This window comes from Embleya sp. NPDC005971 (genome assembly GCF_040629175.1).
Classification (GTDB): Bacteria; Actinomycetota; Actinomycetes; order Streptomycetales; family Streptomycetaceae; genus Embleya.
Window position 1 is genome coordinate 1 of the sequence record NZ_JBEXUX010000059.1, and the last position, 21,992, is coordinate 21,992.

The window sequence follows — 21,992 nt, forward strand, 5'->3', positions numbered from 1 at the left end:
GCACAGGCCACCAAGTGGGGCGGCCAGGCCAACGCCTCGTACGACTCCTGCTACCACTCCGCGTGCGACACCACCGCCAACATCAGCGCCACGGTCCTGGACCGCAGCGCCGACGGTGTCGCCTACACCATCTGGAAGACCGCGGTCGGCGGCACCACCCCCGGCCCGGACTTCTCGATCTCGGTCGCGCCCGGCGCGGGTAACGTCCCCTCCACCGGCGGCACCGTCTCCACGACGGTGAACACCTCCACCGTGAGCGGCGCGGCGCAGACCGTGGCGCTCAGCTCCAGTGGCGCGCCGAACGGCGTCGGGGTGACCTTCAACCCGACGTCCGTCCAGTCCGGGGCGTCCTCGACCGCCACCATCACGGTCGCGGCCAACACCACTCCCGGCACCTACCAGATCTCCGTCATCGGCACCGGTTCGGTCACCCACACGACCACGTACACCCTGACCGTGGGCAACTCCAACCCGGGCAACGCGCTCCAGAACGGCGGCTTCGAGCAGGGCACCGCCAACTGGACGCAGAGCGCCAACGACATCACCAACAGCACCCAGGCCACCCCGCACAGCGGTGGCTGGTACGCCTGGATGATGGGTTACGGCAGCACCGCCACCGAAACCCTGAGCCAGTCCAACATCTCGGTCCCGGCCAACGGCCAACTCCGCGTGTGGGTCAAGATCACCACCGAGGAAGTCGGCAACACGGTCTACGACACACTCAACGTCCAGGTCAACGGCACGACCCTGGCCACCTACTCCAACGCCAACGCCACCGGCACCTACGTACAGAAGACCATCGACCTGAGCTCCTACGCGGGCCAGACGGTGACTCTCCAGTTCGCCGGCGCCGAGGACGAGTCCGCCACGACCACCTTCTTCGTGGACGACGTCAGCATCTCCTGACCCGTCCCCGATCGGGCGACCGACGATCGGCGCCCCGCTCCCGACGCATCGTCCGGGAGCGGGGCGCCTCGTCGTTCGGGCTCGGCACGGGTGCCAATCAGGGCCGGTCGTGCGCCCGCAGCCGGCGGCCGACCGTGCCCAACGCCTCGGCCAGGACCGCGAGTTGCTCGCGGTCCAGGACGTCGATCAATACTTCGCGAACCCGCTCGACATGCGCCGGGGCGGCGCCGCGCAACCGCTGCTCGCCCTGTTCGGTGAGCACCGCGTAGACGCCGCGCGGCTGTTCGGGGCACGCGCGTCGGCGCACCAGTCCCAGCTTCTCCAGTTGGGCGACCTGGTAGGTGATCCCGCTCTTGGACGTGATCAGTTCCTCGGCCAGTTCGGCCATCCGCAGTTCGCCGCCCGGCGCCGCGGACAGGTGCACGAGGATCTCGTACTGCGGATGCGAGAGACCGGCCTCGTCCTTGAGCTGTCGCTCCAGCGCTCGGTCCACGCGGTGGCCGGCCTCGACGAAGCTCTGCCACGCGGCCATCTCGAGGTCGTCCAGCCAACGCGGTTCGCTCATGCGCCCCAGCCTACTGAGCTTGTCGAAGCCGAAGTCGGCCTGTAGCGTCGAAGTGGTTCAAATTTGAACTGCCCTCGCATCGACAGGAGACACCCGCATGGCCTCCCCCGCCGAGACGACCCTCCGCAGCCCCGACCGGCCCACCGGCCCCGCGTCGCCGACCGCGCCCGGCCCGTCCCTGCACGGCTACGACCTGGGGCTGGTCCTGCTGCGAGTGGTGGTCGGCCTGACCATGGCCGCACACGGCAGCCAGAAGTTGTTCGGCTGGTTCGACGGCGCCGGCCTGGACGACACCGGCCAGTTCTTCACCATGAGCGGCTACCCGTCCGGCAAGGCGATGGCCACGGTGGCCGGCCTGACCGAGACCTTCGGCGGCCTGGCCCTGGTGATCGGCCTGTGCACACCCCTGGCCGCCGCCGCGATCGTGGGCACCATGATCAACGCCGTCGCGGTCAAGTGGGACGGCGGCTTCTTCGCGCCCAACGGCGTGGAGTACGAACTGTTGCTGACCTCGGCCGCCGCCGCACTCGCGCTGACCGGCCCCGGTCGACTTGCCGTCGACCGCTTCCTGCCGGTTCTGCGGGCCCACCGCCTCGCCTATGGCATCGCCGCCGTCGCGATCGGAGTGGTCACCGCCGGCGTCATCCTGATGCTGCGCGACTGACCCGACCCGGGGTGCGCGCACCCCACCCCGCGGCGAACCGCCGCCGGCCCCGACCCGGACTCCCGGGCCGGGGCCGAGCCATGTGCGGCCCGTGCACCGCGAGCCGCCGGACCTCGGCGGCAATCAGCACTCCCGATCGACTCGAACGGGCTTGACTACATACCTAGGGGGGGTATGTTGTAACCGTACTCGCCGACCGGGCCACCTCCGGTGCGGCGAAACCGAGCATCAGGAGGCTTCGCCATGAGCACGTCCACTTCCGCCGTCGCCACCACCTACACCGTCACCGGCATGACCTGTGGCCACTGCGTCTCGTCGGTGCGGGCCCAAGTCGGCCTGCTCGACGGCGTCACCGACGTCGCGGTCGACCTCGCGAGCGGCCGGGTCACCGTGACCTCCGACACCGCCCTGGCCGAGACCGCCGTCGCGGCGGCGATCGACGAGGCCGGCTACGCCCTCGTCCCGACCCCGGACGAGGCGCCGGCGGCGGGCGCGAGCTGCTGCGGCACCTGCCACTGACCACCTCGGGAGGGCGGCGGTCGGCCCCGACGCCCTCCCGGCGGCCCCACCGCCGGCCGACACCCCGACGCATCGATCACGGAGAGACCATGAACACGGCAGTCAAGGTCGGCGCGTTCGGCGCCGGCATCGTCCTGGCCTTCGGCGCCGCGTTCGGCGTGGGCCACGCGGTCGGCCCGGTCGGCTCCGACCCGGCGCCCGCACACGGCGGGCACGGCGGCGCCGCCGGCCCGTCGACCGGCACCGGCGCTCCCACCGGCCCGACCGGTGCCGTGCCCGCCGCCGCACCCGCCGCCGAGATGCCCGGTGGCCTACAGGTCGCCGAACGCGGCTACACCCTGGTACCGCCCGCCGAACCGCTGCCGGCCGGCACCTCGACCGAATTCCGCTTCCGCGTGCTCGGCCCGGACGGGCAACCATGGACCCGCTACGACCGTGCCCACGACAAGGACCTGCACCTGATCGTGGCCCGGCGCGACCTGTCCGGCTTCCAACACGTACACCCCGTGCTCGGCGCGGACGGGACCTGGAGCGTGCCGCTGACCTTCGCGAACGCCGGCACCTACCGGATGTTCGCCGACTTCACCCCCACCGGCGACCCGGCCGGGCCGCTCACCCTCGGCGCCGACGTGATCGTCGCCGGCGCCTACGAACCGGCCGCGCTGCCGGCCCCGACCCGCACCGCGACCGTCGACGGCTACACCGTGACCCTGACCGGCGACCTGTCCGCGGCCCAGTCGGGCCTGCTGACCCTGAACGTGAGCCGGGACGGCCGCCCGGTCACCGACCTCCAGCCCTACCTCGGCGCGTACGGCCACCTGGTCGCACTCCGCCAGGGCGACCTCGGCTACCTGCACGTCCACCCGCAGGGCGCGCCCGGCGACGGCAAGACCCCCGCGGGACCCGGCATCGCCTTCCACGCCCAGGCGCCCAGCGCGGGCAACTACCGCCTGTACCTGGACTTCCGGCACGGCGACACGGTCCGCACCGCGGAGTTCACCGTCGCCGTCGGCGCCCCGAACACACCCGCGGCGCAGGCCGCCACACCGCCCGCCGGCACCCCGGAACACGGCGAGCACGGACACTAGCAACACCCGTCAAGATCGAAACAAAGGCCGACCGCTGTCCTCTTGATACCCCCCTAGGGTATAGTTCAATGTGATCGTGGGACGGCCACACCAGTACGAGCGAGATGCGAAGGAGCAGGCGATGGGTTCGACCACCGAGACCTCGGCGCCACCGAACAGCGGGGAGATCGAACTCTCGATCGGCGGCATGACCTGCGCCTCGTGCGCGATGCGCATCGAGAAGCGGCTCAACAAGCTCGACGGTGTGACCGCGACGGTCAACTACGCCACCGAGAAGGCCAAGGTCAGCTACGCCGCCGACATCGCCCCCGCCGACCTGGTCGCCCAGGTCGAGGCCGCCGGCTACACCGCCGAGCTCCCCGCCCCGCCCGAGACCGCCGGAGCCGCCGGCGAGCCGGCGCCGGGCGCGGACGCGGACGGGGGTCGGGTGCGCGCTCTGCGCGACCGGCTGCTCATCTCGGCCGTGCTGACCGTGCCGGTGATCGCGATGGCGATGGTGCCCGCCCTTCAGTTCACCAACTGGCAGTGGCTCTCCCTCGCCCTGGCCTGGCCGGTCGTCGCGTACGGCGCCTGGCCGTTCCACAAGGCCGCGTGGACCAACCTGCGGCACGGCACCTCGACCATGGACACCCTCGTGTCGATGGGCACCCTCGCCGCGCTCGCCTGGTCCGTCTACGCCCTCTTCTGGGGCTCCGCCGGCGAGCCCGGCATGACCCACGCGTTCTCCTTCGCCATCGAACGCGGCGACGGAGCGGGCAACATCTACCTCGAAGCCGCCGCCGGCGTGACCACCTTCATCCTGGCCGGCCGCTACTTCGAGGCCCGCGCCAAGCGCCGCTCCGGCGCCGCGCTCAAGGCCCTGCTCGAACTCGGCGCCCGCGACGTGGCGGTGCTGCGGGACGGTCGCGAGGAGCGCATCCCGGTCGAGCAGTTGGCCGTCGGGGACCTGTTCGTGGTCCGCCCCGGCGAGAAGATCGCCACCGACGGCGTGATCGAGCAGGGCACCTCCGCCGTGGACGCCTCGATGCTGACCGGCGAGTCGGTCCCCGTCGAGGTCGGCCCCGGCGACACCGTCACCGGCGCCACCGTCAACGCCGGCGGCCGACTGGTGGTCCGGGCCACCCGGATCGGCGCCGACACCCAGCTCGCCCGGATGGCCCGCCTGGTCGAGGACGCCCAGAACGGCAAGGCCCAGGTGCAGCGCCTGGCCGACAAGGTCTCCGGCATCTTCGTACCCATCGTGATCGCGCTGGCCGCCGCCACCCTCGGCTTCTGGTGGGGCACCGGACAGGGCATCGCCGGCGCGTTCACCGCCGCCGTCGCCGTGCTGATCATCGCCTGCCCGTGCGCCCTGGGCCTGGCCACGCCCACCGCGCTGATGGTCGGCACCGGGCGCGGCGCACAACTGGGCATCCTGATCAAGGGCCCCGAGGTGCTGGAATCCACCCGCCGCGTCGACACGATCGTCCTGGACAAGACCGGCACCGTCACCACCGGCCGGATGACCCTGCTCGACACCCACCTGGCCGTCGGCGAGGACGCGGACGAGGTGCTGCGGCTCGCGGGTGCCCTGGAGAACGCCTCCGAGCACCCGATCGCCCAGGCGATCGCCGCCGGCGCCGCCGAGCGGGTCGGCGACCTGCCCGACCCCGAGGACTTCGCCAACGTCGAGGGGCTCGGCGTGCAGGGCATCGTCGAGGGCCACGCCGTGCTGGTCGGCCGCACCCGGCTGCTGGCCGAATGGGCCCTGGAGTTGCCGGTCGAGCTGGAACGGGCGATGGCCGACGCCGAGGCCCTGGGGCGTACCGCCGTCGCGGTGGCCTGGGACGGCCGGGCCCGCGCCGTCCTGGTGGTCGCGGACGCGGTCAAGCCCACCTCCGCCGAGGCCATCCGGCGCTTCCGCGAGCTGGGGCTCACCCCGATCCTGCTCACCGGCGACAACGCCACGGTGGCACACACCGTCGCCGCACAGGTCGGCATCGACCCGGAGCACGTGCACGCCGAGGTGATGCCCAAGGACAAGGTCGACGTGGTCACCCGGCTCCAGGCCGAGGGCCGGATCGTGGCGATGGTCGGCGACGGCGTCAACGACGCGGCGGCCCTGGCCACCGCCGATCTGGGCCTGGCCATGGGCACCGGCACCGACGTCGCGATCGAGGCGTCCGACCTGACCCTGGTCCGCGGCGACCTGCGCGCCGCCGCCGATGCGATCCGGCTGGCCCGCAAGACCCTGGGCACGATCAAGTCCAACCTGTTCTGGGCCTTCGCTTACAACGTCGCCGCCCTGCCGCTCGCCGCGGCCGGACTGCTCAACCCGATGCTCGCCGGCGCCGCGATGGCCTTCAGCTCGGTCTTCGTGATCAGCAACAGCCTGCGCCTGCGCGGCTTCAAGGCTCTCGCCGACGAAACCCACCCGACCACGACCGACCGGACCGACCCGGCCGTGCCCGCCCCGATCGCCGGCTGACCCGCCGCGCCCGACCACGATCGCCGAAGCCCGCTCGATGCCATCGCATCGAGCGGGCTTCGGCCGTTCGGGGGATCGCCCCGGCAGGTGTTCGCGACGCCGGGCGCGGATCGGGCTCAGGCCGGCGCCGGACCCACCGCCTGGATCACCGCGAACGCGCCGCCCTGCGGATCCTGGACCACGGCCATCCGGCCCGCCATCATGTCGAACGGCGGCTTGAGCACGTTGCCGCCGGCCTTGACCAGCGCGTCGACGGTGCTGTCCGTGTCGTCCACCGAGAAGTAGGTCAGCCAGTGCGCGGGCGTGCCGGGCGGCAACTGGGTCAAATCCTGCATCCCGGCGACCACCCGGTCGCCCGCGCTCAGCGCGTAGTAGCCCTCGGCGCCCTCCATCGCCGCGGCCTCCAGACCCAGCGCGGTCGAGCAGAACGCGCTCGTGGCGGCGACGTCGCCGGTGTTCAGCTCGTTCCAGATCACCGCGCCGGGCTCGTTGACCACCTCCGAGCCACCGAAGTCCCGCGCCTGCCACAGACCGAACACCGCGCCCCCGGGCTCGGCGACCACACCCATCCGGCCGAGCGTCATCACGTCCATCGCCGGCATGATCACCCGGCCGCCTGCCTTCTTGATCGCCTCCTGGGTGGCGTCCGCGTCGATGGCGGCCAGGTAGGTGGTCCACGCGGTCGGCGGCGGCGGCCCGCCGTCCGGGGACATCGCGGCCATGATGCCCGCGACGGCCTTCCCGTTCAGCGAGCAAACGGCGTAACCACCGGTCTCCGGCGGCCCGACCTCGCCCTGCCAGCCGAACAGGTCGCGGTAGAAGTCCAGGGCGGCCTGCTGGTCGGGAACCATCAGGTCGACCCAACACGGTGTGCCGGGCACGTAGGGGTTGGTGACCACGGGCATGACGAGAACCTCCAGAGAAGCCGACGAAGAACGACCCCCGTGCTCTTCATCGTCGGCGCCCACCCCACCGCCCGCCACCCCGGTCACGTGCGGTGGTGCGCGGGCCCGGGGTCCGTCCGTCCGGCGTCGATCAGTGCGTCGCCGGCCGCGACAACGTGTCGACCAACGCGCGCTTGTCGATCTTGCCGATCGCGGTGAGCGGGAACTCGGTGACGACGGCGATGTGATCCGGCAGCTTGAACGCCGCGACGCCGCGTTCGATCAGGAAGGCGCGCAGCTGCGCCGGCGTGGGCGCCTCGACGCCGGCCACCGGGATCACCACCGCACAGATGCGTTCGCCGCGGTCGGCGTCGGACAGCCCGATCGCGGCGCAGTGTTCGATGCTCGGGTGGGCTCGGACGTGGGTCTCGACCTCCTCGGCGGAGACGCTCTCGCCGTTGCGGTCGATGGTGTCCTTCACCCGCCCCTCGACCACCAGGTATCCGGAGGGCAGGCGCCGGACCAGGTCGCCGGAGCAGTAGTACCCGTCGGCGGTGAAGGCCGTGGCGTTCACCTCGGGCGCCCGGTAGTAACCGCGCAGCGTGTACGGCCCGCGAACCAGGAGTTCGCCGATCTCGCCGGGGGCCACGTCGCGCCCTTCCGCGTCCACGACGCGCAGTTCGTCGTCGGGGCTCAGCGGTCGGCCCTGGGTGCCGGTGACGATCTCCTCGTCGTCGCCCGCGTGGGTGTAGTTGAGCAGGCCCTCGGCCATGCCGAAGACCTGTTGTACGGCGCAGCCCAGTCCATCGGGCACCGTCCGGGCCACCTCGGCGGACAACTTCGAGCCGCCGGCCTGGAGCAGTCGCAGGCTGGACAGGTCGCTGTCGTCCCATTCGGCGGTACCCAGCCACAGCGGGATCAGCGGCGGGACCAGCGCGGTGTGCGTGACCCCCTCGGCCTGGATCAGCGGGAACGCGGCGTCGGGTGCCGGTGACGGGCAGAGCACCACGGTGCCGCCCACGGACAACGTGCCGAGCAGACCCGGGCAGGCCAGCGGGAAGTTGTGCGCGACCGGCAGGCACGCGAGGTAGACGGTGTCCGCGTCGAGGTCGCAGGCGCGCGCGCTCTCCCGGGCGTTGTACCCGTAGTCGTCGTGCGTGCGCGGGATGAGTTTGGGCACGCCGGTGGTGCCGCCGGACACCAACAGCAGTGCCAGGTCTCCCGGATCGGGCTCGGCGTGCGGGCGCGGTTCGCCGTCGACGGTGTCCAGGGCCCGATGCGGTCCGGGGTCGCCGGCGACCAGGACGTGCCGCACCGAGGGCGCCTCGGCGAGCACTCGGGTCGCCAGGTCGCGGTAGTCGAAGCCGGCGAACTCGTCGGCCACCACGTAGGCGACGGCCTCGCTCAGCCGGGCCAAGTGGCCGATCTCGGTGATGCGGTGCGCGGGCAGCGTCAACACCGGGATCGCGCCGAGTCGGGCCAGGGCGAAGAACAACACCGGGAACGCGGCGACGTTGGGCAGTTGCACCACGACCCGGTCGCCGGCACGCAGCCCGAGATCGGCGAGCCCCCCGGCCATCCGGTCGGCCCGAGCGTCGAGTTGACGATACGTCAGGCGCTGTTCGCCGGCCACGACCGCGAGGTCGTCGCCGTACGCGGCGGTCCAGTCGCGCAACAGCCCGCCCAGCGTGCGGCCGTCCCAGTATCCGGCCGCGCGGTAGGCGGCGGCCGTCTCTTCCGGCCACGGCGTCAGGCCCGAAGCACGGGGCGGCACCGGCGAGTTGGCTTGGCTCATCGGGTGGTCGACCTCCGGAACGATCACTGTTCGAGATGCGAGACTTTGGTTAGGCTAACCTGAATACGTCGCCGTGTCCTCGCCCACCGGGAACCTGAATTTCGCTTCGCTCGGTCTCTTGAACGCTGGCCCCTTCTTGAAAGCGAGAAGAGCTGTGACCTCCCCCTCGGTCTTCCACGAGCGGCCGGTGGCCTGCGCCGCCGACCCCGTCGCCGTCGCCGCCGCCCTCGCCGCCTCCACCACGGACGAGTTCGTCGTCTACGAGAACGAAGGCGAAGTCGGTTGGGGGGAGTCGCCGTACGCACTCGTGTCCGCGGGTGTCGGCGCGACCACGCTGACCGTGGCCGGCGCGACCCGCACCGTCGCCACCGGGGCGCGCCCACTGGACGCGGTGGCCCGCGCCCTGGCCGAGGTCGACGTCACGGGGTGGCGGGCGTACGGCTGGCTGGCCTTCGAGCTGAGCCACGCGTTGCACGGCGGCGGCCCGGCCCGGGCCGCCGGCACGGACGATCCGCCGATCGCCCGGGTCGCCGTGCCGCGCCGGGAGATCCGGCTGACCGAGGGGGCGGCGCTGCTGCGCGCCCTGGACCCGGACGATCTCGACCACCTCGAAGTGCGGCTCGCCGCCGCCGTTTCGGCGGCCGAGGCGCCCGTGCGTGCGGCCCGGATCCGAGCCGATGTGCGCGATCACGGCGCCGACGACTATCGCGCGGCCGTCACCGCGTCGGTCGCCGCCATCCGGGCCGGGCAGTTGGACAAGGTCATCGTCTCCCGACGCGTGCCCGTGCCCGAGCCGATCGATCTGCCCGCCACCTATCTCGCCGGCCGTCGGGGCAACGACCCGGCCCGGTCGTTCCTGCTGAGGCTGGGCGGGTGGCAGGCGACCGGCTTCAGTCCGGAAATCGTCGCCCGGGTCACCCGGGACCGCACCGTGACCACCCAACCACTGGCGGGCACCCGGGCGTTCGCCGGCGACCCCACGGCGGACCGGTCCCGGCGCGAGGAGTTGTACCGCGACGCCAAGGAGGTCTTCGAGCACGCCATATCCGTGCGCCTGGCCCGCGAGGAGTTGGCCACTGTCTGCGCCGAAGGCAGCGTGCACATCGACGACTTCATGAGCGTCAAGGAACGCGGCAGCGTGCAACACCTGGCCTCACGGTTGTCCGGCCGACTGGCCGAGGGGCGCACCGCGTGGGACGCGGTGGCCGCGCTCTTCCCCGCGGTCACCGCGTCCGGCATTCCCAAGGCCGAGGCATGCGGGCTGATCCACCGTCTGGAGAGCGGGCCCCGGGGCCTGTACAGCGGATCGGTGCTCACCGTCGACGCCGACGGCACCCTGGACGCGGCCCTGGTGCTGCGCAGCGTCTTCCGCCACGACGGGCACACCTGGCTGCGGGCCGGCGCGGGCGTCGTCGCGCACTCCACCCCCGAGCGCGAGTTGGAGGAGACCCGGGAGAAGTTGTACAGCGTCTCGCGCTTCCTCGTTCCCGAACACGTCGACCCGACCGGCGACACCGGGGACCCGCACCCCGCCGTGCTGACCGCCGGCTGACCACCGTTCCGGCCCGCCTCGACCGGGGCCCGGCGGGCCGGAACGGTACCCGGCGGCCGGCGGCTTCCCTACACCATTACGGCCTTCCCTTCATCACACTTGCATACCGCCGCCCCGCGGAAAGGGGTTTCGGTGGATCATGGGCGCAGTGCGGGTGGGAAGTTCCCACCCGCCGGGAGGGGAATCGTCGGCCCATCGGTGGGTTGCGTTCACCCTTTCACTGTCCCAGTGGCATGAGAAGGAGTCGCCGGATGGTCGCATCGTCTGTGGACGAACTGCGGATTTCGTTGGAGAGGGAGGCTACCGAACTGACCGCGCAGCGAGACCGACTGCGCGATGAACTGGCAGATGTGGAACGGCAGTTGGCGGCCCGGATCAGCGCGGTGGAGCACCTCGCGCTGATCCGTCCGCTCGTGCCGCTGCCGCGGGTCGAGGTCGAGCCCGTCGCACCGGTCGAGGTCGTGCCGGTCGAGGTCGAAACCCCGGCCGAGGCGCCGGTCGAGGTCGTGCCGGTCGAGGAGGCGCCGGTCGAGGCGGACGTGGTCGAAGAGGCCGCGGTCGAAGCAGCGCCGGTCGAAGAGGTCGTCGTCGCCACTCCGGCCCCGAGCCGGAAGCGCAAGGCGGTCGCCGCCACGAAGGAAAAGACGCGGATACAGTCCGCGTCGACGCGTAAGACCCCGGCGGCCAAGCCCGCCGGCAAGCCGGCCGCGAAGCCGGCGAGCAAGTCCGCTGCCAAGCCCGCCGCCAAGAGGAAGACCACGCGGGCGAAGGCCGCTCCCGTCGAGTCGGTCGCACCCGAGCCGGTCGCACCCGAACCGGTGGCCGCTCGCCCGGTCCGCTCCCACCTGCGCGACGAGATCGCCGCGTTGTTGGAAGGCACCGGCGAACCCATGAACGTCCGCCAACTCACCGAGGCCCTGGGCGAGACCGCCACCAAGAGCCGGATGGAGAGCGTGCGCACGTCCACGGAGGGCCTGGTCAAGGCCGGTCGCGCGATCAAGGCCGGCCGCGGCCTGTTCACCGGCCCCGGCGCCTGAACCACCCCGGGCACGCCCGGACGCGCCACCCACCGCCGGCCCGACGGCACGCCTCACGGCTGCGTCGGGCCGGCGGTGTCGTCCCGGACCGCTGCCCTTCGCCCGTTCGGACCGACCCGAGGTGACCGCGTACCACCCGTCGGGCACGGGAACCCTAGGCTGGGCGAACTCGCGCCGACCGGCGCGGTTCCTGTTTCGCCCCGATGCGGAGGTTCGCATGTCCGACGCGATCCGGGTGGCACTGGCCACCTCGACCCCGGGGCTCGCCCTGGACCGGGACCTGCCGGCGATGCTCGCCGCGCTGCGCGCCCGCGGGCTCGACGCCGTGGCGGTGTGCTGGGACGCGGAGGGGTTCGACTGGTCGGCCTGCGCCGCCGTGGTGATCAGATCCACGTGGGACTACGCCGAGCGCCGAACGCACTACCTGGCCTGGGCGGAGGCGGTCGCGGCGGTGACCCGGCTGGACAATCCGATCGCCCTGCTGCGGTGGAACACCGACAAGCGATACCTGCACGAACTCGCCGCCCGGGGTGTCCCGGTCGTGCCCACCCGGTTCGTCGCCCCGGGCGAGCCGCCGATCCTGCCCGAGCACGGCGAGTTCGTGGTCAAGCCCGCCGTCTCGGCCGGCGCCCGCGACACCGCCCGCTACGCGCAGCGGCATCGCGACGCCGCCCGTCGACACGTCGCCGCGCTGCACGCGGGTGGGGCGACCGCGATGGTGCAGCCCTACCTGTCCCGGATCGACGAGGGCGAACGGGCGTTGGTCTTCCTCGGCGGCGCGTTCAGCCACGCGATGCGCAAGGGGCCGGTGCTGACCGAGCCGGGCGTCCTGGACAACGATCGCGAAGCGCATCCGGGCCTGCTCCCGCACCAACCCTCGGCCGCCGAACTGGACCTGGCCGCAGCCGCGTTGGCTGCCGTGCCCGGCTCGCACACACCGTTGTACGCCCGGGTGGACCTGGCCCTGGCCGACGACGGATCCCCGGTCCTGATGGAACTGGAACTGGTGGAGCCCAACCTGTTCATCATCGACGACGACACCGCCTTGCGGCGCTTCACCGACCTCGTGCACGAACGCGCCCGATAGCGCCGCGGCCCGGCGGCCGGCATGGCCGGCAGGGCCGGAAATGTTTGCCGAACGTGATGGAACGTTCACCGGGATGCCTGTCGGCCGGGTGTACCGGGCGCCTAGATTGGCCTGGACCACCCCACACGGCATCCGGAGATGAGAGTTCGTGGCCGAGTCCATGCTCGACGCAGAATCGGCTTTACCAGAGCGGAAGATCGACACCGAGGTGGCACATACCGCCCGGGTGTGGAACTACTGGCTGGGCGGCAAGGACAACTATCCCGTGGACCGCGAGACCGGTGATCAGATCGCCGCGATCCACCCGGGAACGCGCGATTACGCGCTCGCCGACCGGCAGTTCCTGGGCCGAGCGATCCGCCATCTCGCCGGCGACCTGGGTATCCGCCAATTCCTCGACATCGGCACGGGACTGCCGACCGCCGGGAACACCCACGAGATCGCCCAGGGCGTGGCCCCGGAATCGCGGATCGTCTACGTCGACAACGACCCCCTGGTGCTCGTGCACGCCCGGGCCCTGCTGACCAGCAGTCCGGAGGGGGCGACCCGCTACATCGACGCCGATCTGCGCGACGTCGACGAGATTTTGGCCCGCGCGGCCAAGACACTGGACTTCAGCCGGCCCATCGCGCTGGTCCTGCTCGGCGTGATCATCTTCGTCAACGACGACGACGAGGCGTACGGGACGGTCCGCCGACTGCTGGACGCGCTTCCCTCGGGCAGTCACCTGGCCTTGTCCCACACGGTGACCAGCCCCCCGGCGCCACCGGACGTGGACGACGCCGTGGCCTTTTGGAACGCGCACGGCACGCCCCGGCTCAAGCAGCGCTCGCCCGAGGGCATCGCGCGCTTCTTCGACGGTCTGGAACTGCTCGAACCCGGCGTCGTCTCGTGTTCGCGCTGGCGGCCCGAGGCCGGCGACCGGACCCCGGACGTGGCCATGTACGGCGCGGTGGGCCGCAAACCGTAGCCGGCCGGAGCCGGACGTGGGCCCGAGACACCCGCCGCGCCGCCGAAGACACGCCCCGACCGCCCGGCATGGCGGCCCCTCGGATCCGTCCGTATCGGAGGGGCCGCCGGTTCAGCGGTGTCGAGCGCTATCGCCGGAGGACGAGCGGCATCGACAGGTCAGCCCTGGTGGCCGCCACCGTGGTGCTGCGGGGCCTCACCCTTGCCGTGCCCGTTCGAGTGGTGCTCACCCTTGTCGTGGTCGCCGTCGACGTTCGCGCACACGTTGCCGATCGTCGGGTTGAGCGCACCCAGCAGGTTGAGGCTGTTGCCGCAGATGTTGATCGGCACGTGGATCGGGACCTGGAGGTTGTTGCCGGACAGGACGCCGGGCGAACCGACCGCCGCACCCTGGGCGTCCGCACCGGCGTTGGCGACACCGGCACCCGACATGACGAGCGCGGCGATGCCGACGGTGAGGGCCGCGGACTTCTTGATCGTGTTCATCTGAGCTCCGTTTCGGATGGCGCCGTGAATGGGCGCGACCGACCGGTGCAACGACCCGAATCCCGGCAGGCAACTGCTCTTTCGCGGTGTTCACCCGGGTGGCGGCACCCGCCGGGCGGGAGGCGATGCCGGGCCGGAACGGCGTGTTCGGCGGGTCGGCGCGGGGTACTGGCCGCCGAACCGCGCCGGTGCCCCCGGCGGGCGAAGCCCGATCGCAAGCCGACCCCAGGAAGCAGGGCCGCATCGTGCCTGTCCCCTCCCACCCGACCCGCCGCGCCCTGCTGTTCGGTACGGCCGGCACCGCCGCCCTGCTCGCCGGCGGCCCTCGGGCACTGCTCGGCACCGGCCCCGCCGCCCCACGATCGGTGCTCCCCGTCGCGGACACCGCCGTGTTGCTCGACGCGGCGCCGGTCACCGTCGACCTGGGTTCACGCACCGTGCCCACGTGGGGCTACGGCGACCGGGTGCCCGGTCCGGAGATCCGGGTCACCGCCGGCGGCACGGTGTCCGCGCGGTTGCGCAACAACCTGCCGCAGGACACCACGGTGCACTGGCACGGCGTGCGGATCGATCCGGCGATGGACGGCGCCCCCGGACTCAGCCAGGTCCCGGTGCCTCCGGGCGGCGTCTTCGACTACCGCTTCACCGCGCCCGATCCGGGCACGTACTTCTACCACTCGCACGTGGGCACCCAACTCGACCGCGCGGCCTACGGGGCGTTCGTGGTGGAGGACCCGGCCGAGCCGCTCGGCTACGACGCGGAGTGGACCGTCGTCCTCGACGACTGGCTCGACGGCACCGGCACCGACCCGGACGCGGCGTTGGCCGACATCCGCGATCGACCCCGACCGGTGCGGACCATGCTGAGCACGCTGCTGGGCGGGGTCGCCGGTCACCTCGCCTACCCGCACTACCTCGTCAACGGCCGCACCCCGCAGGCCCCCGAGGAGTTCGGCGCCGCGCCCGGTGACCGCGTGCGGCTGCGGTTGATCAACGCCGGGGCGGACACCGCCTTCCGGGTCGCCCTGGGCGGACACGAGCTGACGGTCACCCACACCGACGGATACCCGGTGTTGCCGGTCACCGTGGACACGCTGCTGATCGGGATGGGCGAGCGCTACGACGTACTGGTCACGCTGGCCGACGGGGTGTTCCCGCTGGTGGCCCTCGCCGAGGGCAAGGGCGACCGGGCGTTCGCGGTGGTGCGCACCTCGGGCGGCGAGGCGCCCTCGGCCTCGGTCGACGTGCCCGAGTCGGACGGCCGTCTGCTCACCCTGGCGGACCTGGTCGCCGACCCCTCGGTGGATCTGGGCGACGCGCCGGCTCGCGGCGTGGATCTCGTGCTGGGTCGAGGACCCGACGGAACCGGGTGGAGACTGGGCACCACCGCCACGTTCGACACGCCCCCGCTGCGGGTGCCGGTCGCCGTCGGCGAGCGCGTCCGGTTGTCCTTCACCAACACCACCCGCATGTGGCACCCGATCCACCTGCACGGACACACCTTCCAGGTGCGGGGCGCCGCCGGGGGCGGGCCGCGCAAGGACACCGTGGTGGTGCGTCCGCGGGAGAGCGTCACCGTGGACGTGCTCGCCGAGAATCCCGGCGAATGGATGTTGCACTGCCACAACCTCTACCACAGCGAGTTGGGCATGATGGCGACCCTGGGCTACGGCGACACCCCACCCGCCGGCCCCGACATGCCGGGCATGTCGGGGCCGGGCTGAATCCGACTGCGTGGGGCGGGCGTTGCCGCCCGCCAGGCACCGCAGGTCAGCAGTGGCCGGCCGGTTCCGACCGGCCGCAGACGTTCGCCGTGAACGTGTTGTCCGCTGCGGCGTCCCGATTCGCCAGGTCCGCCGGTTCGTTGCGCTGCACGACGTTGTCCGAGATCACGTTGTTCGTGGTCGGCCCGCCGGCGAAGCTGGGCACCATCACGATGCCACCCGACATCGGCGACTCGCCCCGGTTGTCCCGGACCTGATTGTCGCTCACCTGCGTCTCCTGGGCGCCGGTGAGCACAATGCCCGACCCCTGGATGTAGGCCAGCCGCGAATTCGCCTCGCAGTACTTGTTGTTCTCGTCGATGCGATTGTGGCGGATCGCCAACGCCCCGGCCACCGGCTGGGTTTCGTCACCCACGATGAACACGCCGGCGCAGTTCCCGGTTAGTTCGTTGTACTCGATCGCCAACATGCGTCCGCGCCGGATCAACACGCCGAGCCGATTGCCCGAGGCGTGGTTGCGGGCGATGCTCGCGCCCATCGCATCGGCGGTATCGGCCAGGAACAGCCCCGCCTGGGCGTTGTCGTCGGCGGTGTTGTCGGTGAACTCGGCGCGGGTGGACTTCTCCTGACCGATCCCGTGCTCCCCGTTGTCGTGCGCGAACACGCGCCGCACCACCATGTGTTCGGTGCCGCTGCCCATCACTCCGGTCTTGCCGAAGCCGGTGACCGTCAACGACTGGATCCGTACCTCGGACACCGGATCCTCCTCCGTGCCGGTCACACAGATCCCGTGACCCGCCGCCGCGCACACGTTCGCCGCGTCCACTTCCCCCGGGGTGATCACGGTGCGCTCGCCCCTCCCGCGGATCGTCACGCCGTCCGTGGCGATCGTCACGCTGCCGGGATAGGTGCCGGGCAGCACGTCGACGATGTCCCCGGGCGCGGCGGCGTCCACCGCCGCCTGGATCGATTCGCCGGGATGGACCACATGCCGGGTGTCGGCGTGCGCGGCCGGGGCCAGGACGGAGCCCAGCGCGGTCAGGACGGTGGCGCAGGCGAGAGGAAGCAGCCGTTGTGCGTGCATGAGCGAAGTTCTGCCTTCGGGAGAGAGGGAGTGGCGAAGAGCAAGAGGGTGGCGCGCGGGCGCGGTTCAGGAAACGGGCTCGGGCAGTGCGGCCGGCGCGACCTCGGCGGGATCCGAGGTCATCGTGTCGACCAGGGCGGTGGAATGTCTCCCGGCGCGGAACACCGGGTGGGCGAGCAGTCGGCGCAGGAAGCCCGCGGTGGTGTGCACGCCGCCGCCGGCCACCCGGAACTCGCCCAGCGCCCGCTCGGCGCGCGCGATGGCCCGGTCCCGATCGGGCGCCCAGACGATCACCTTGGCGAGCAGCGAGTCGTAGTCGGGGCCCACGGTCCACCCCGGGTAGGCGTGTGTGTCGATCCGTACGCACGGCCCGCCGGGCGGCACGAACTCGGTGAGCCGACCGGGGGTCGGCGCGAACCCCCGGTCCGGGTCCTCCGCGTTGATCCGGCACTCGATCGCCACCCCCTGTGGCACCACGTCCTGCTGACCGAACGTCAGCGGTGCGCCGGCGGCGATGCCGAGCTGTTCGCGCACGATGTCGACGCCGGTGACCATCTCGGTCACCGGGTGTTCCACCTGGATCCGGCAGTTGATCTCCAGCAGGTGGAACCGGTGTTCCGGGGTGACCACGAACTCGAAGGTGCCGGCGCCCACATAGCCGACGGCGCTCGCGCCGCGCAGCGCCGCCGCGCACATCGCGTCGCGTACCTCCGCCGGGAGGTGCGGGGCCGGGGACTCCTCGACCAGCTTCTGGTGCCGACGCTGCACCGAGCAGTCCCGCTCGCCGAGGTGCACCGCGCCGCCGTGGCCGTCGCACAACACCTGCACCTCGACATGCCGCGCGTCGTCGATGTAGCGCTCCAGGTAGAGCCGTTCGTCGCCGAACACGGCACGGGCGTGCGCCCGGGTGTCCTGGTACGCCCAGGCCAGTTCGTCGGGGTCGCGCACCACGCTCATGCCGCGACCGCCGCCGCCCGCGACCGCCTTGAGGATCACCGGGTAGCCGACCCGGGCGGCGACCTCGGCCGCCTCGGCCGGCGAGGCCAACGCGGCGTCGCTGCCCGGCAGGACCGGCAGCCCGGCGGCGGCCATCACCGCGCGCGCCTCGCTCTTGTCGCCCAGTTGCTGCATCACGTGCGGCGGCGGTCCGATGAAGGTGATCCCGTGCGCTTCGCAGATCTCCGCGAAGTCGGGGTCCTCGGACAGGAATCCGTAGCCCGGGTGGATCGCCTGCGCACCGGTGCGTCGGGCCGCCTCGATGATCGCCGGCATGTTGAGATAGCTGGATCTGGCGGATGGCGGGCCGATGTGCACGGCCTCGTCGGCAAACCGCACCACGGCGGAATCACGGTCCGCGGTCGAGTACACGGCGACGCTGCGAATACCGAGTTCGCGGCAGGTGCGGGCCACCCGCAGGGCGATTTCCCCGCGGTTGGCGATGAGCACGGTCGAGAACACCTGGACCCCCTCGGTCGTTGTCAGTGCCGCCCGGCCGGGCCGTCGTGGCCCGTACCGGGACGGTCGTCGGGCCCGCCGTCGTGCTCGGCGTTCGCGTCCCGGCCGGTCGCGCGTGGCTCGATCGCGAGCAACGGCTCGTGGTATTCCACCGGTTGCGCGTCCGCCACCAGCACCTCCACCACCTGTCCGGACACCTCGGCGGTGATGGTGTTCATCATCTTCATGATCTCCAGGATGCCCACCGTCTGACCGGCGCGGACGGTGTCGCCGAGGCTGACGAAGGGCTTCGCACCCACCTCGGGCGCGTGGTAGAAGGTGCCGACCATCGGCGCGCGGACGAACCGCCGGGTGCCCTCCGGCGCGGCCGATTGCTCGCTCCGCGGCGCGGCGGCGGGTGCGTCGAGGGCGACGGCGGCCGGGCCGGGCGCGGGGGTTTCCGGCCACTCGATCTCGATGCTGGTGTCGCCGCAGCGCAACCGGATCAACCGCGGCGGAACCGGGGCGGAGGGTGCCGGCTGCGGCCGGTCGGCCGGGTGCGGGTGGGTGTGCGGCTGCGCGGCGGAGGCGGGGGTGAGCGGCTTGACCCACCGCTCGTCCGCATAGCCGGAGTGGTTGACGTGGTTGTCGGCGTGCGCGTCGTGCGCGTCCGGAGCTCCGTGGGGTGGGGTCATCACGCACTTCCTTCGACACGGGCAGCCGGCGCGACGCCGAAGCCCCGGAATCGGTCCCCGCGTTCGCGCAGGAGCCGGGTCTGGTCCAGCGCGCGCAACTCGTGCACGACCGGGATCAGTGCGGCGCGCAGCAGTGCGGCGGCCTTGCCCGGGTCGGTGTGCGCGCCACCGGGCGGCTCGGGCACGATCCGGTCGACCACGCCCAGGCGCAGCAGTTCGCGTGGACGCATGCGCAGCGCCGCGGCGGCCGCGGGCGCGGCTGCGGCGTCCTTCCACAGGATGGCCGCGCACCCTTCCGGGCTGATCACCGAATACACACCGTGCTCGCCGATCATCACCCGATCGGCGACCGCGAGCGCGAGGGCGCCGCCGCTGCCGCCCTCGCCGGTGATCACCGTGACGATCGGGGTGGGCAGTCGGGACATCAGGCGCAGGTTCTCCGCGATCGCCACGGCCTGGCCGTCCCGCTCCGCGTCCGGTCCGGGGTTGGCGCCGGGCGTGTCCACCAGGGTGATCACCGGCAGGCCGAGCTTGGCGGCCAACCGCATCAGCCGGGCGGCCTTGCGAAAACCCGCCGGGGTGGCCATGCCGAACTTGCGGTGTTGACGTTCGGCGAGGTTGTCACCCCCCTTGTGATGTCCGATCAGCATCACCGGCAGGTCGTCCAGCCGGCCGATGCCGCCGATCACCGCGGGGCAGTCCGCGCCGATCCGGTCGCCGTGCAACTCGTGGAAGTCGTCCAGGATTCGCCCGGCGTAGTCGAGGGCGGTGGGTCGCGCGGGGTGCCGGGCCAGCCGGACCGCCTCCCACGGATCGCCCTGGTCCGCCGCCCCGTTCGCCGTCGACGCGTTCGCCGCCGGTCCGGGCGCGGGCGGTTGCGTGGTCGGCTCGCCCGGTGCCTCCTCGGGACGCACCTCGCGCGCATCGCCCGCTGCGAGGAGGTGGCGGATGGTCGCGCGCAACGCCGGTCGGGGTGTGATCGCGTCGACCATCCCGTGTTCCAGCAGGAATTCGGCGGTCTGGAAGCCGGTGGGCAGCCGTTCGCGGATGGTGTGCTCGATCACCCGGGGGCCGGCGAAGCCCAGTCGGGCGCCGGGTTCGATCAGGATGACGTCGGCCAGCGTGGCGAACGAGGCGGCCACCCCGCCGTAGGTGGGGTCGGTGATCAGCGACACCACCAGGACGCCGGCCTCGTGCAACTCCGCCAGGGCGTGGGCGGTCTTGGCCATCTGCATGAGCGAGAGCACCCCCTCCTGCATGCGGGCCCCGCCCGAGGCGGTGACCAGCAGCAGTGGAGTACGGCTGCGCAGGCTCTCGTTCGCGGCCTCGGTGACCAACGCGCCCACCGCGCAGCCGAGACTGCCGCCCAGGAAGCGGAAGTCCATCGCGGCCACCACGACCGGCCGGTCGTGGACGGTGCCCCGCGCGCACAGCACCGCCTCGTCCATGCCGGTGGCGGCGCGCGCCTGGGCCAGGCGCTCCGCGTAGGGGCGCGAGTCCACGAAGTCCAGCGGGTCGTGGGGGGTGGGCCCGGCGGTCAGCGGAGTCTCCGAGCCGGGATCCAGTAGTTGATCCAGTCGTTGCCGCGCCGTGAGCCGGGCGTGATCACCGCAGTCGGGGCACACCTGTAGGTCCCGGGCGAAGCGTTTGCCGTATACGAGTTCGGCGCAGCGCCCGCACTTGACCCAGTCGGGTCGGGCGTGGACGGTGAGCCCGAGGTCGGTCTCGATCATGGCTTCAGGGTCCTTGGACGAAGGGGCCTGGGACGAAGGGGCCCAAGAAGAAGGGGCGTTGGCCGACAGCGACGTACACGACGGCCGTACGCGCTATACCTGCGCGTCCCGCTCCCAGCGGTAGAACTCCCGGGCCATCGCGTCCTGCGGCGACCGCCAGGTCTCCGGGTCGTACGCGCCCACGTGCACGGCCAGTCGCTCGCTGATGTCGCGGAACTGGGGGTGTCCGGCCACCTTGGCGACGGCGGGCCCCGGTGGCCGATCGGCCTCGATCAGATGCAGGTACAGGTCGCCGAACTGGAACAGACTGCGGCCGGTGACCCCTACCAGGTGCGGGAGTTCGCCGGTGTCGGAGGAAGCGAAGATGTCCGCGATTCGGGGGGCCGAATCGGGCTTCATCCGGGCCACGATCAGGGTGCGGTGCATGTGCGATGGTCCTTTCCGGTCGATCGGTGGGAGGTCGGCGGGACCGCGCGGGGCGGACCCGCCGACCGGGCGCGTCGGCGCCGGGCGAACCGGCACCGACGCGGGTGTCACCAGGTGCGCGCGGTGGGCGCCACGTCCAGTTCCCGGGCGCGTTGCTGGATCCGGTCCCGGATCAGCTCCAGTTGCACGCGAGAGTTGCGGTTGATGTTGTCCGTCATCCACGCGTCGTCGACCGGCGCGGTCTCCTTCATCGCGAAGTCCTGCACCCAGCGCATCCGCACGCCGTCGGGGACCTCCTGGTACTCCCAGCGGATGTGCATGTGCGCGAACGGCCCGGTCTCCACCCGGCGGGCCCACACCGTCCGCGCCTCGCGGTCGGCCTCGCGCTCGGAGACCCAGCTCCAGATCTTGCCGTCCTTGTCCGGGTGCATGGTCAGCCGGAAGGTGACCTTGTTGTCCTCGCGCGCGAGGATCTCCACCGACGCGTATTCGCTGAACAGGTCGGTCCAGTGCTCCACGTCGTTGGTCATGTCCCAGATCAGGTCGAACGGGGCCGAGATGACGATGTCGTTGTCGGTATGGCCTGCCATGTCACACTCCGGAGGTGAGTTGGGAGTTGGTGGTTTCCAGGAACTCGCGCGGGGTCTTGCACTGGTCCACGTCCGCGCCGAGCGGGAATTGGTAGCGCCGCTCCAGTTCGGAGACGATCCCGAGCAGGCCGAGCGAGTCGAGTCCGAATTCCTCGAACGTCGACCCCGGCAGGCTCATCCGTTGCGGATCGGCGGTGACGCCGGCGCAGGTCTTCATCAGCGCGGCGAGTTCTTCGTAACTGAAGGGTCCGTTCATCGCAGGCTTCCTTCTTCCGTGCTTCCTTGCG

At 72.0% G+C, this 21,992-nt stretch carries 20 protein-coding genes and 1 pseudogene; 10 read left to right on the forward strand and 11 right to left on the reverse strand.

The window, feature by feature from the left end; all coding sequences use genetic code 11:
• Positions 1 to 906, forward strand: a pseudogene (locus tag ABZ374_RS36685) (peptidase M28); the annotation flags it as partial.
• Between the two features lie 97 nt (positions 907 to 1,003).
• Here ABZ374_RS36685 and ABZ374_RS36690 read toward each other — a convergent pair.
• Entirely contained in the window at positions 1,004 to 1,471 is a 468-nt protein-coding gene (locus tag ABZ374_RS36690; RefSeq protein WP_360319721.1) for a MarR family transcriptional regulator, read from the reverse strand.
• Between the two features lie 97 nt (positions 1,472 to 1,568).
• Between ABZ374_RS36690 and ABZ374_RS36695 the strand changes: the two genes are divergently transcribed.
• The 4 genes from ABZ374_RS36695 (at position 1,569) to ABZ374_RS36710 (ending at position 6,209) form a co-directional block, all read left to right on the forward strand.
• Positions 1,569 to 2,135, forward strand: a complete 567-nt coding sequence (locus tag ABZ374_RS36695) for a DoxX family protein (RefSeq protein WP_360319723.1) — start codon at positions 1,569 to 1,571, stop codon at positions 2,133 to 2,135.
• A 243-nt stretch (positions 2,136 to 2,378) separates the two neighbouring features.
• Positions 2,379 to 2,654 (forward strand): cation transporter, encoded by a 276-nt coding sequence (locus ABZ374_RS36700; protein ID WP_360319725.1) that lies wholly within the window; start codon positions 2,379 to 2,381, stop codon positions 2,652 to 2,654.
• 89 nt (positions 2,655 to 2,743) lie between these two features.
• Entirely contained in the window at positions 2,744 to 3,742 is a 999-nt protein-coding gene (locus ABZ374_RS36705; protein WP_360319727.1) for a hypothetical protein, read from the forward strand.
• 121 nt (positions 3,743 to 3,863) lie between these two features.
• Positions 3,864 to 6,209 carry a heavy metal translocating P-type ATPase gene (locus tag ABZ374_RS36710; RefSeq protein ID WP_360319729.1) on the forward strand — a complete coding sequence of 782 codons (2,346 nt, stop codon included), beginning with the start codon at positions 3,864 to 3,866 and terminating at the stop codon, positions 6,207 to 6,209.
• Between the two features lie 116 nt (positions 6,210 to 6,325).
• Here the strand turns inward: ABZ374_RS36710 and ABZ374_RS36715 are convergent, their stop codons facing one another.
• On the reverse strand, positions 6,326 to 7,114 hold the full coding sequence (locus ABZ374_RS36715) for a VOC family protein (protein WP_360319731.1): 789 nt from the start codon (positions 7,112 to 7,114) through the stop codon (positions 6,326 to 6,328).
• 130 nt (positions 7,115 to 7,244) lie between these two features.
• Positions 7,245 to 8,888, reverse strand: coding sequence for an AMP-binding protein (locus ABZ374_RS36720; RefSeq protein WP_360319733.1), 1,644 nt, complete (start codon positions 8,886 to 8,888; stop codon positions 7,245 to 7,247).
• A 154-nt stretch (positions 8,889 to 9,042) separates the two neighbouring features.
• On the opposite strand from ABZ374_RS36720, the gene ABZ374_RS36725 reads away from it, so the two are divergent.
• The 4 genes from ABZ374_RS36725 to ABZ374_RS36740 all read left to right on the forward strand — a co-directional run bounded on the left by ABZ374_RS36725 (position 9,043) and on the right by ABZ374_RS36740 (position 13,534).
• Positions 9,043 to 10,440, forward strand: coding sequence for a salicylate synthase (locus tag ABZ374_RS36725; RefSeq protein ID WP_360319735.1), 1,398 nt, complete (start codon positions 9,043 to 9,045; stop codon positions 10,438 to 10,440).
• Positions 10,441 to 10,691: 251 nt separating this feature from the next.
• A complete protein-coding gene (locus ABZ374_RS36730; RefSeq protein WP_360319737.1) occupies positions 10,692 to 11,477 on the forward strand; it encodes a hypothetical protein in 786 nt (261 codons plus the stop codon).
• Between the two features lie 217 nt (positions 11,478 to 11,694).
• A complete protein-coding gene (locus ABZ374_RS36735; protein WP_360319739.1) occupies positions 11,695 to 12,564 on the forward strand; it encodes a hypothetical protein in 870 nt (289 codons plus the stop codon).
• Positions 12,565 to 12,724: 160 nt separating this feature from the next.
• Positions 12,725 to 13,534, forward strand: a complete 810-nt coding sequence (locus ABZ374_RS36740) for an SAM-dependent methyltransferase (protein ID WP_360319841.1) — start codon at positions 12,725 to 12,727, stop codon at positions 13,532 to 13,534.
• Between the two features lie 158 nt (positions 13,535 to 13,692).
• Here the strand turns inward: ABZ374_RS36740 and ABZ374_RS36745 are convergent, their stop codons facing one another.
• Complete coding sequence (locus ABZ374_RS36745; protein ID WP_360319741.1) at positions 13,693 to 14,019, reverse strand: chaplin; 327 nt, start codon at positions 14,017 to 14,019, stop codon at positions 13,693 to 13,695.
• A gap of 245 nt (positions 14,020 to 14,264) precedes the next feature.
• Between ABZ374_RS36745 and ABZ374_RS36750 the strand changes: the two genes are divergently transcribed.
• Positions 14,265 to 15,743 (forward strand): multicopper oxidase family protein, encoded by a 1,479-nt coding sequence (locus ABZ374_RS36750; RefSeq protein WP_360319743.1) that lies wholly within the window; start codon positions 14,265 to 14,267, stop codon positions 15,741 to 15,743.
• 46 nt (positions 15,744 to 15,789) lie between these two features.
• On the opposite strand, the gene ABZ374_RS36755 is transcribed toward ABZ374_RS36750, so the two are convergent.
• The 7 genes from ABZ374_RS36755 to ABZ374_RS36785 all read right to left on the reverse strand — a co-directional run bounded on the left by ABZ374_RS36755 (position 15,790) and on the right by ABZ374_RS36785 (position 21,961).
• Positions 15,790 to 16,827: a right-handed parallel beta-helix repeat-containing protein gene (locus ABZ374_RS36755; RefSeq protein ID WP_360319745.1), complete on the reverse strand. Its 1,038-nt coding sequence runs from the start codon at positions 16,825 to 16,827 to the stop codon at positions 15,790 to 15,792.
• 66 nt (positions 16,828 to 16,893) lie between these two features.
• A complete protein-coding gene (locus tag ABZ374_RS36760; protein ID WP_360319747.1) occupies positions 16,894 to 18,285 on the reverse strand; it encodes an acetyl-CoA carboxylase biotin carboxylase subunit in 1,392 nt (463 codons plus the stop codon).
• 20 nt (positions 18,286 to 18,305) lie between these two features.
• Entirely contained in the window at positions 18,306 to 18,956 is a 651-nt protein-coding gene (gene accB, locus ABZ374_RS36765) for an acetyl-CoA carboxylase biotin carboxyl carrier protein (protein ID WP_360319749.1), read from the reverse strand.
• On the reverse strand, positions 18,956 to 20,689 hold the full coding sequence (gene accD / locus ABZ374_RS36770; protein ID WP_360319751.1) for an acetyl-CoA carboxylase, carboxyltransferase subunit beta: 1,734 nt from the start codon (positions 20,687 to 20,689) through the stop codon (positions 18,956 to 18,958). The genes accB and accD overlap by 1 nt, the downstream gene beginning before the upstream one ends.
• A gap of 93 nt (positions 20,690 to 20,782) precedes the next feature.
• The gene (locus tag ABZ374_RS36775; protein ID WP_360319753.1) at positions 20,783 to 21,115 is read right to left on the reverse strand and encodes a TcmI family type II polyketide cyclase; all 333 of its coding nucleotides are present in this window, start codon (positions 21,113 to 21,115) and stop codon (positions 20,783 to 20,785) included.
• A gap of 107 nt (positions 21,116 to 21,222) precedes the next feature.
• Positions 21,223 to 21,705, reverse strand: coding sequence for an SRPBCC family protein (locus ABZ374_RS36780; protein ID WP_360319755.1), 483 nt, complete (start codon positions 21,703 to 21,705; stop codon positions 21,223 to 21,225).
• Between the two features lies 1 nt (position 21,706).
• Positions 21,707 to 21,961, reverse strand: a complete 255-nt coding sequence (locus tag ABZ374_RS36785) for an acyl carrier protein (RefSeq protein ID WP_360319757.1) — start codon at positions 21,959 to 21,961, stop codon at positions 21,707 to 21,709.
• Positions 21,962 to 21,992 lie beyond the last annotated feature (31 nt).

Excerpts from the sequence above, each read along its gene's own strand:
- ABZ374_RS36735 (WP_360319739.1), top strand. The coding sequence starts at position 11,695 with ATGTCCGACGCGATCCGGGTGGCACTGGCCACCTCGACCCCGGGGCTC.
- ABZ374_RS36720 (WP_360319733.1), bottom strand. The coding sequence starts at position 8,888 with ATGAGCCAAGCCAACTCGCCGGTGCCGCCCCGTGCTTCGGGCCTGACG.
- ABZ374_RS36740 (WP_360319841.1), top strand. The coding sequence starts at position 12,725 with ATGCTCGACGCAGAATCGGCTTTACCAGAGCGGAAGATCGACACCGAG.
- accD (WP_360319751.1), bottom strand. The coding sequence starts at position 20,689 with ATGATCGAGACCGACCTCGGGCTCACCGTCCACGCCCGACCCGACTGG.
- ABZ374_RS36715 (WP_360319731.1), bottom strand. The coding sequence starts at position 7,114 with ATGCCCGTGGTCACCAACCCCTACGTGCCCGGCACACCGTGTTGGGTC.
- ABZ374_RS36705 (WP_360319727.1), top strand. The coding sequence starts at position 2,744 with ATGAACACGGCAGTCAAGGTCGGCGCGTTCGGCGCCGGCATCGTCCTG.
- ABZ374_RS36730 (WP_360319737.1), top strand. The coding sequence starts at position 10,692 with ATGGTCGCATCGTCTGTGGACGAACTGCGGATTTCGTTGGAGAGGGAG.
- ABZ374_RS36780 (WP_360319755.1), bottom strand. The coding sequence starts at position 21,705 with ATGGCAGGCCATACCGACAACGACATCGTCATCTCGGCCCCGTTCGAC.
- ABZ374_RS36755 (WP_360319745.1), bottom strand. The coding sequence starts at position 16,827 with ATGCACGCACAACGGCTGCTTCCTCTCGCCTGCGCCACCGTCCTGACC.
- ABZ374_RS36700 (WP_360319725.1), top strand. The coding sequence starts at position 2,379 with ATGAGCACGTCCACTTCCGCCGTCGCCACCACCTACACCGTCACCGGC.
- ABZ374_RS36710 (WP_360319729.1), top strand. The coding sequence starts at position 3,864 with ATGGGTTCGACCACCGAGACCTCGGCGCCACCGAACAGCGGGGAGATC.
- accB (WP_360319749.1), bottom strand. The coding sequence starts at position 18,956 with ATGACCCCACCCCACGGAGCTCCGGACGCGCACGACGCGCACGCCGAC.
- ABZ374_RS36690 (WP_360319721.1), bottom strand. The coding sequence starts at position 1,471 with ATGAGCGAACCGCGTTGGCTGGACGACCTCGAGATGGCCGCGTGGCAG.
- ABZ374_RS36775 (WP_360319753.1), bottom strand. The coding sequence starts at position 21,115 with ATGCACCGCACCCTGATCGTGGCCCGGATGAAGCCCGATTCGGCCCCC.
- ABZ374_RS36745 (WP_360319741.1), bottom strand. The coding sequence starts at position 14,019 with ATGAACACGATCAAGAAGTCCGCGGCCCTCACCGTCGGCATCGCCGCG.
- ABZ374_RS36695 (WP_360319723.1), top strand. The coding sequence starts at position 1,569 with ATGGCCTCCCCCGCCGAGACGACCCTCCGCAGCCCCGACCGGCCCACC.
- ABZ374_RS36785 (WP_360319757.1), bottom strand. The coding sequence starts at position 21,961 with ATGAACGGACCCTTCAGTTACGAAGAACTCGCCGCGCTGATGAAGACC.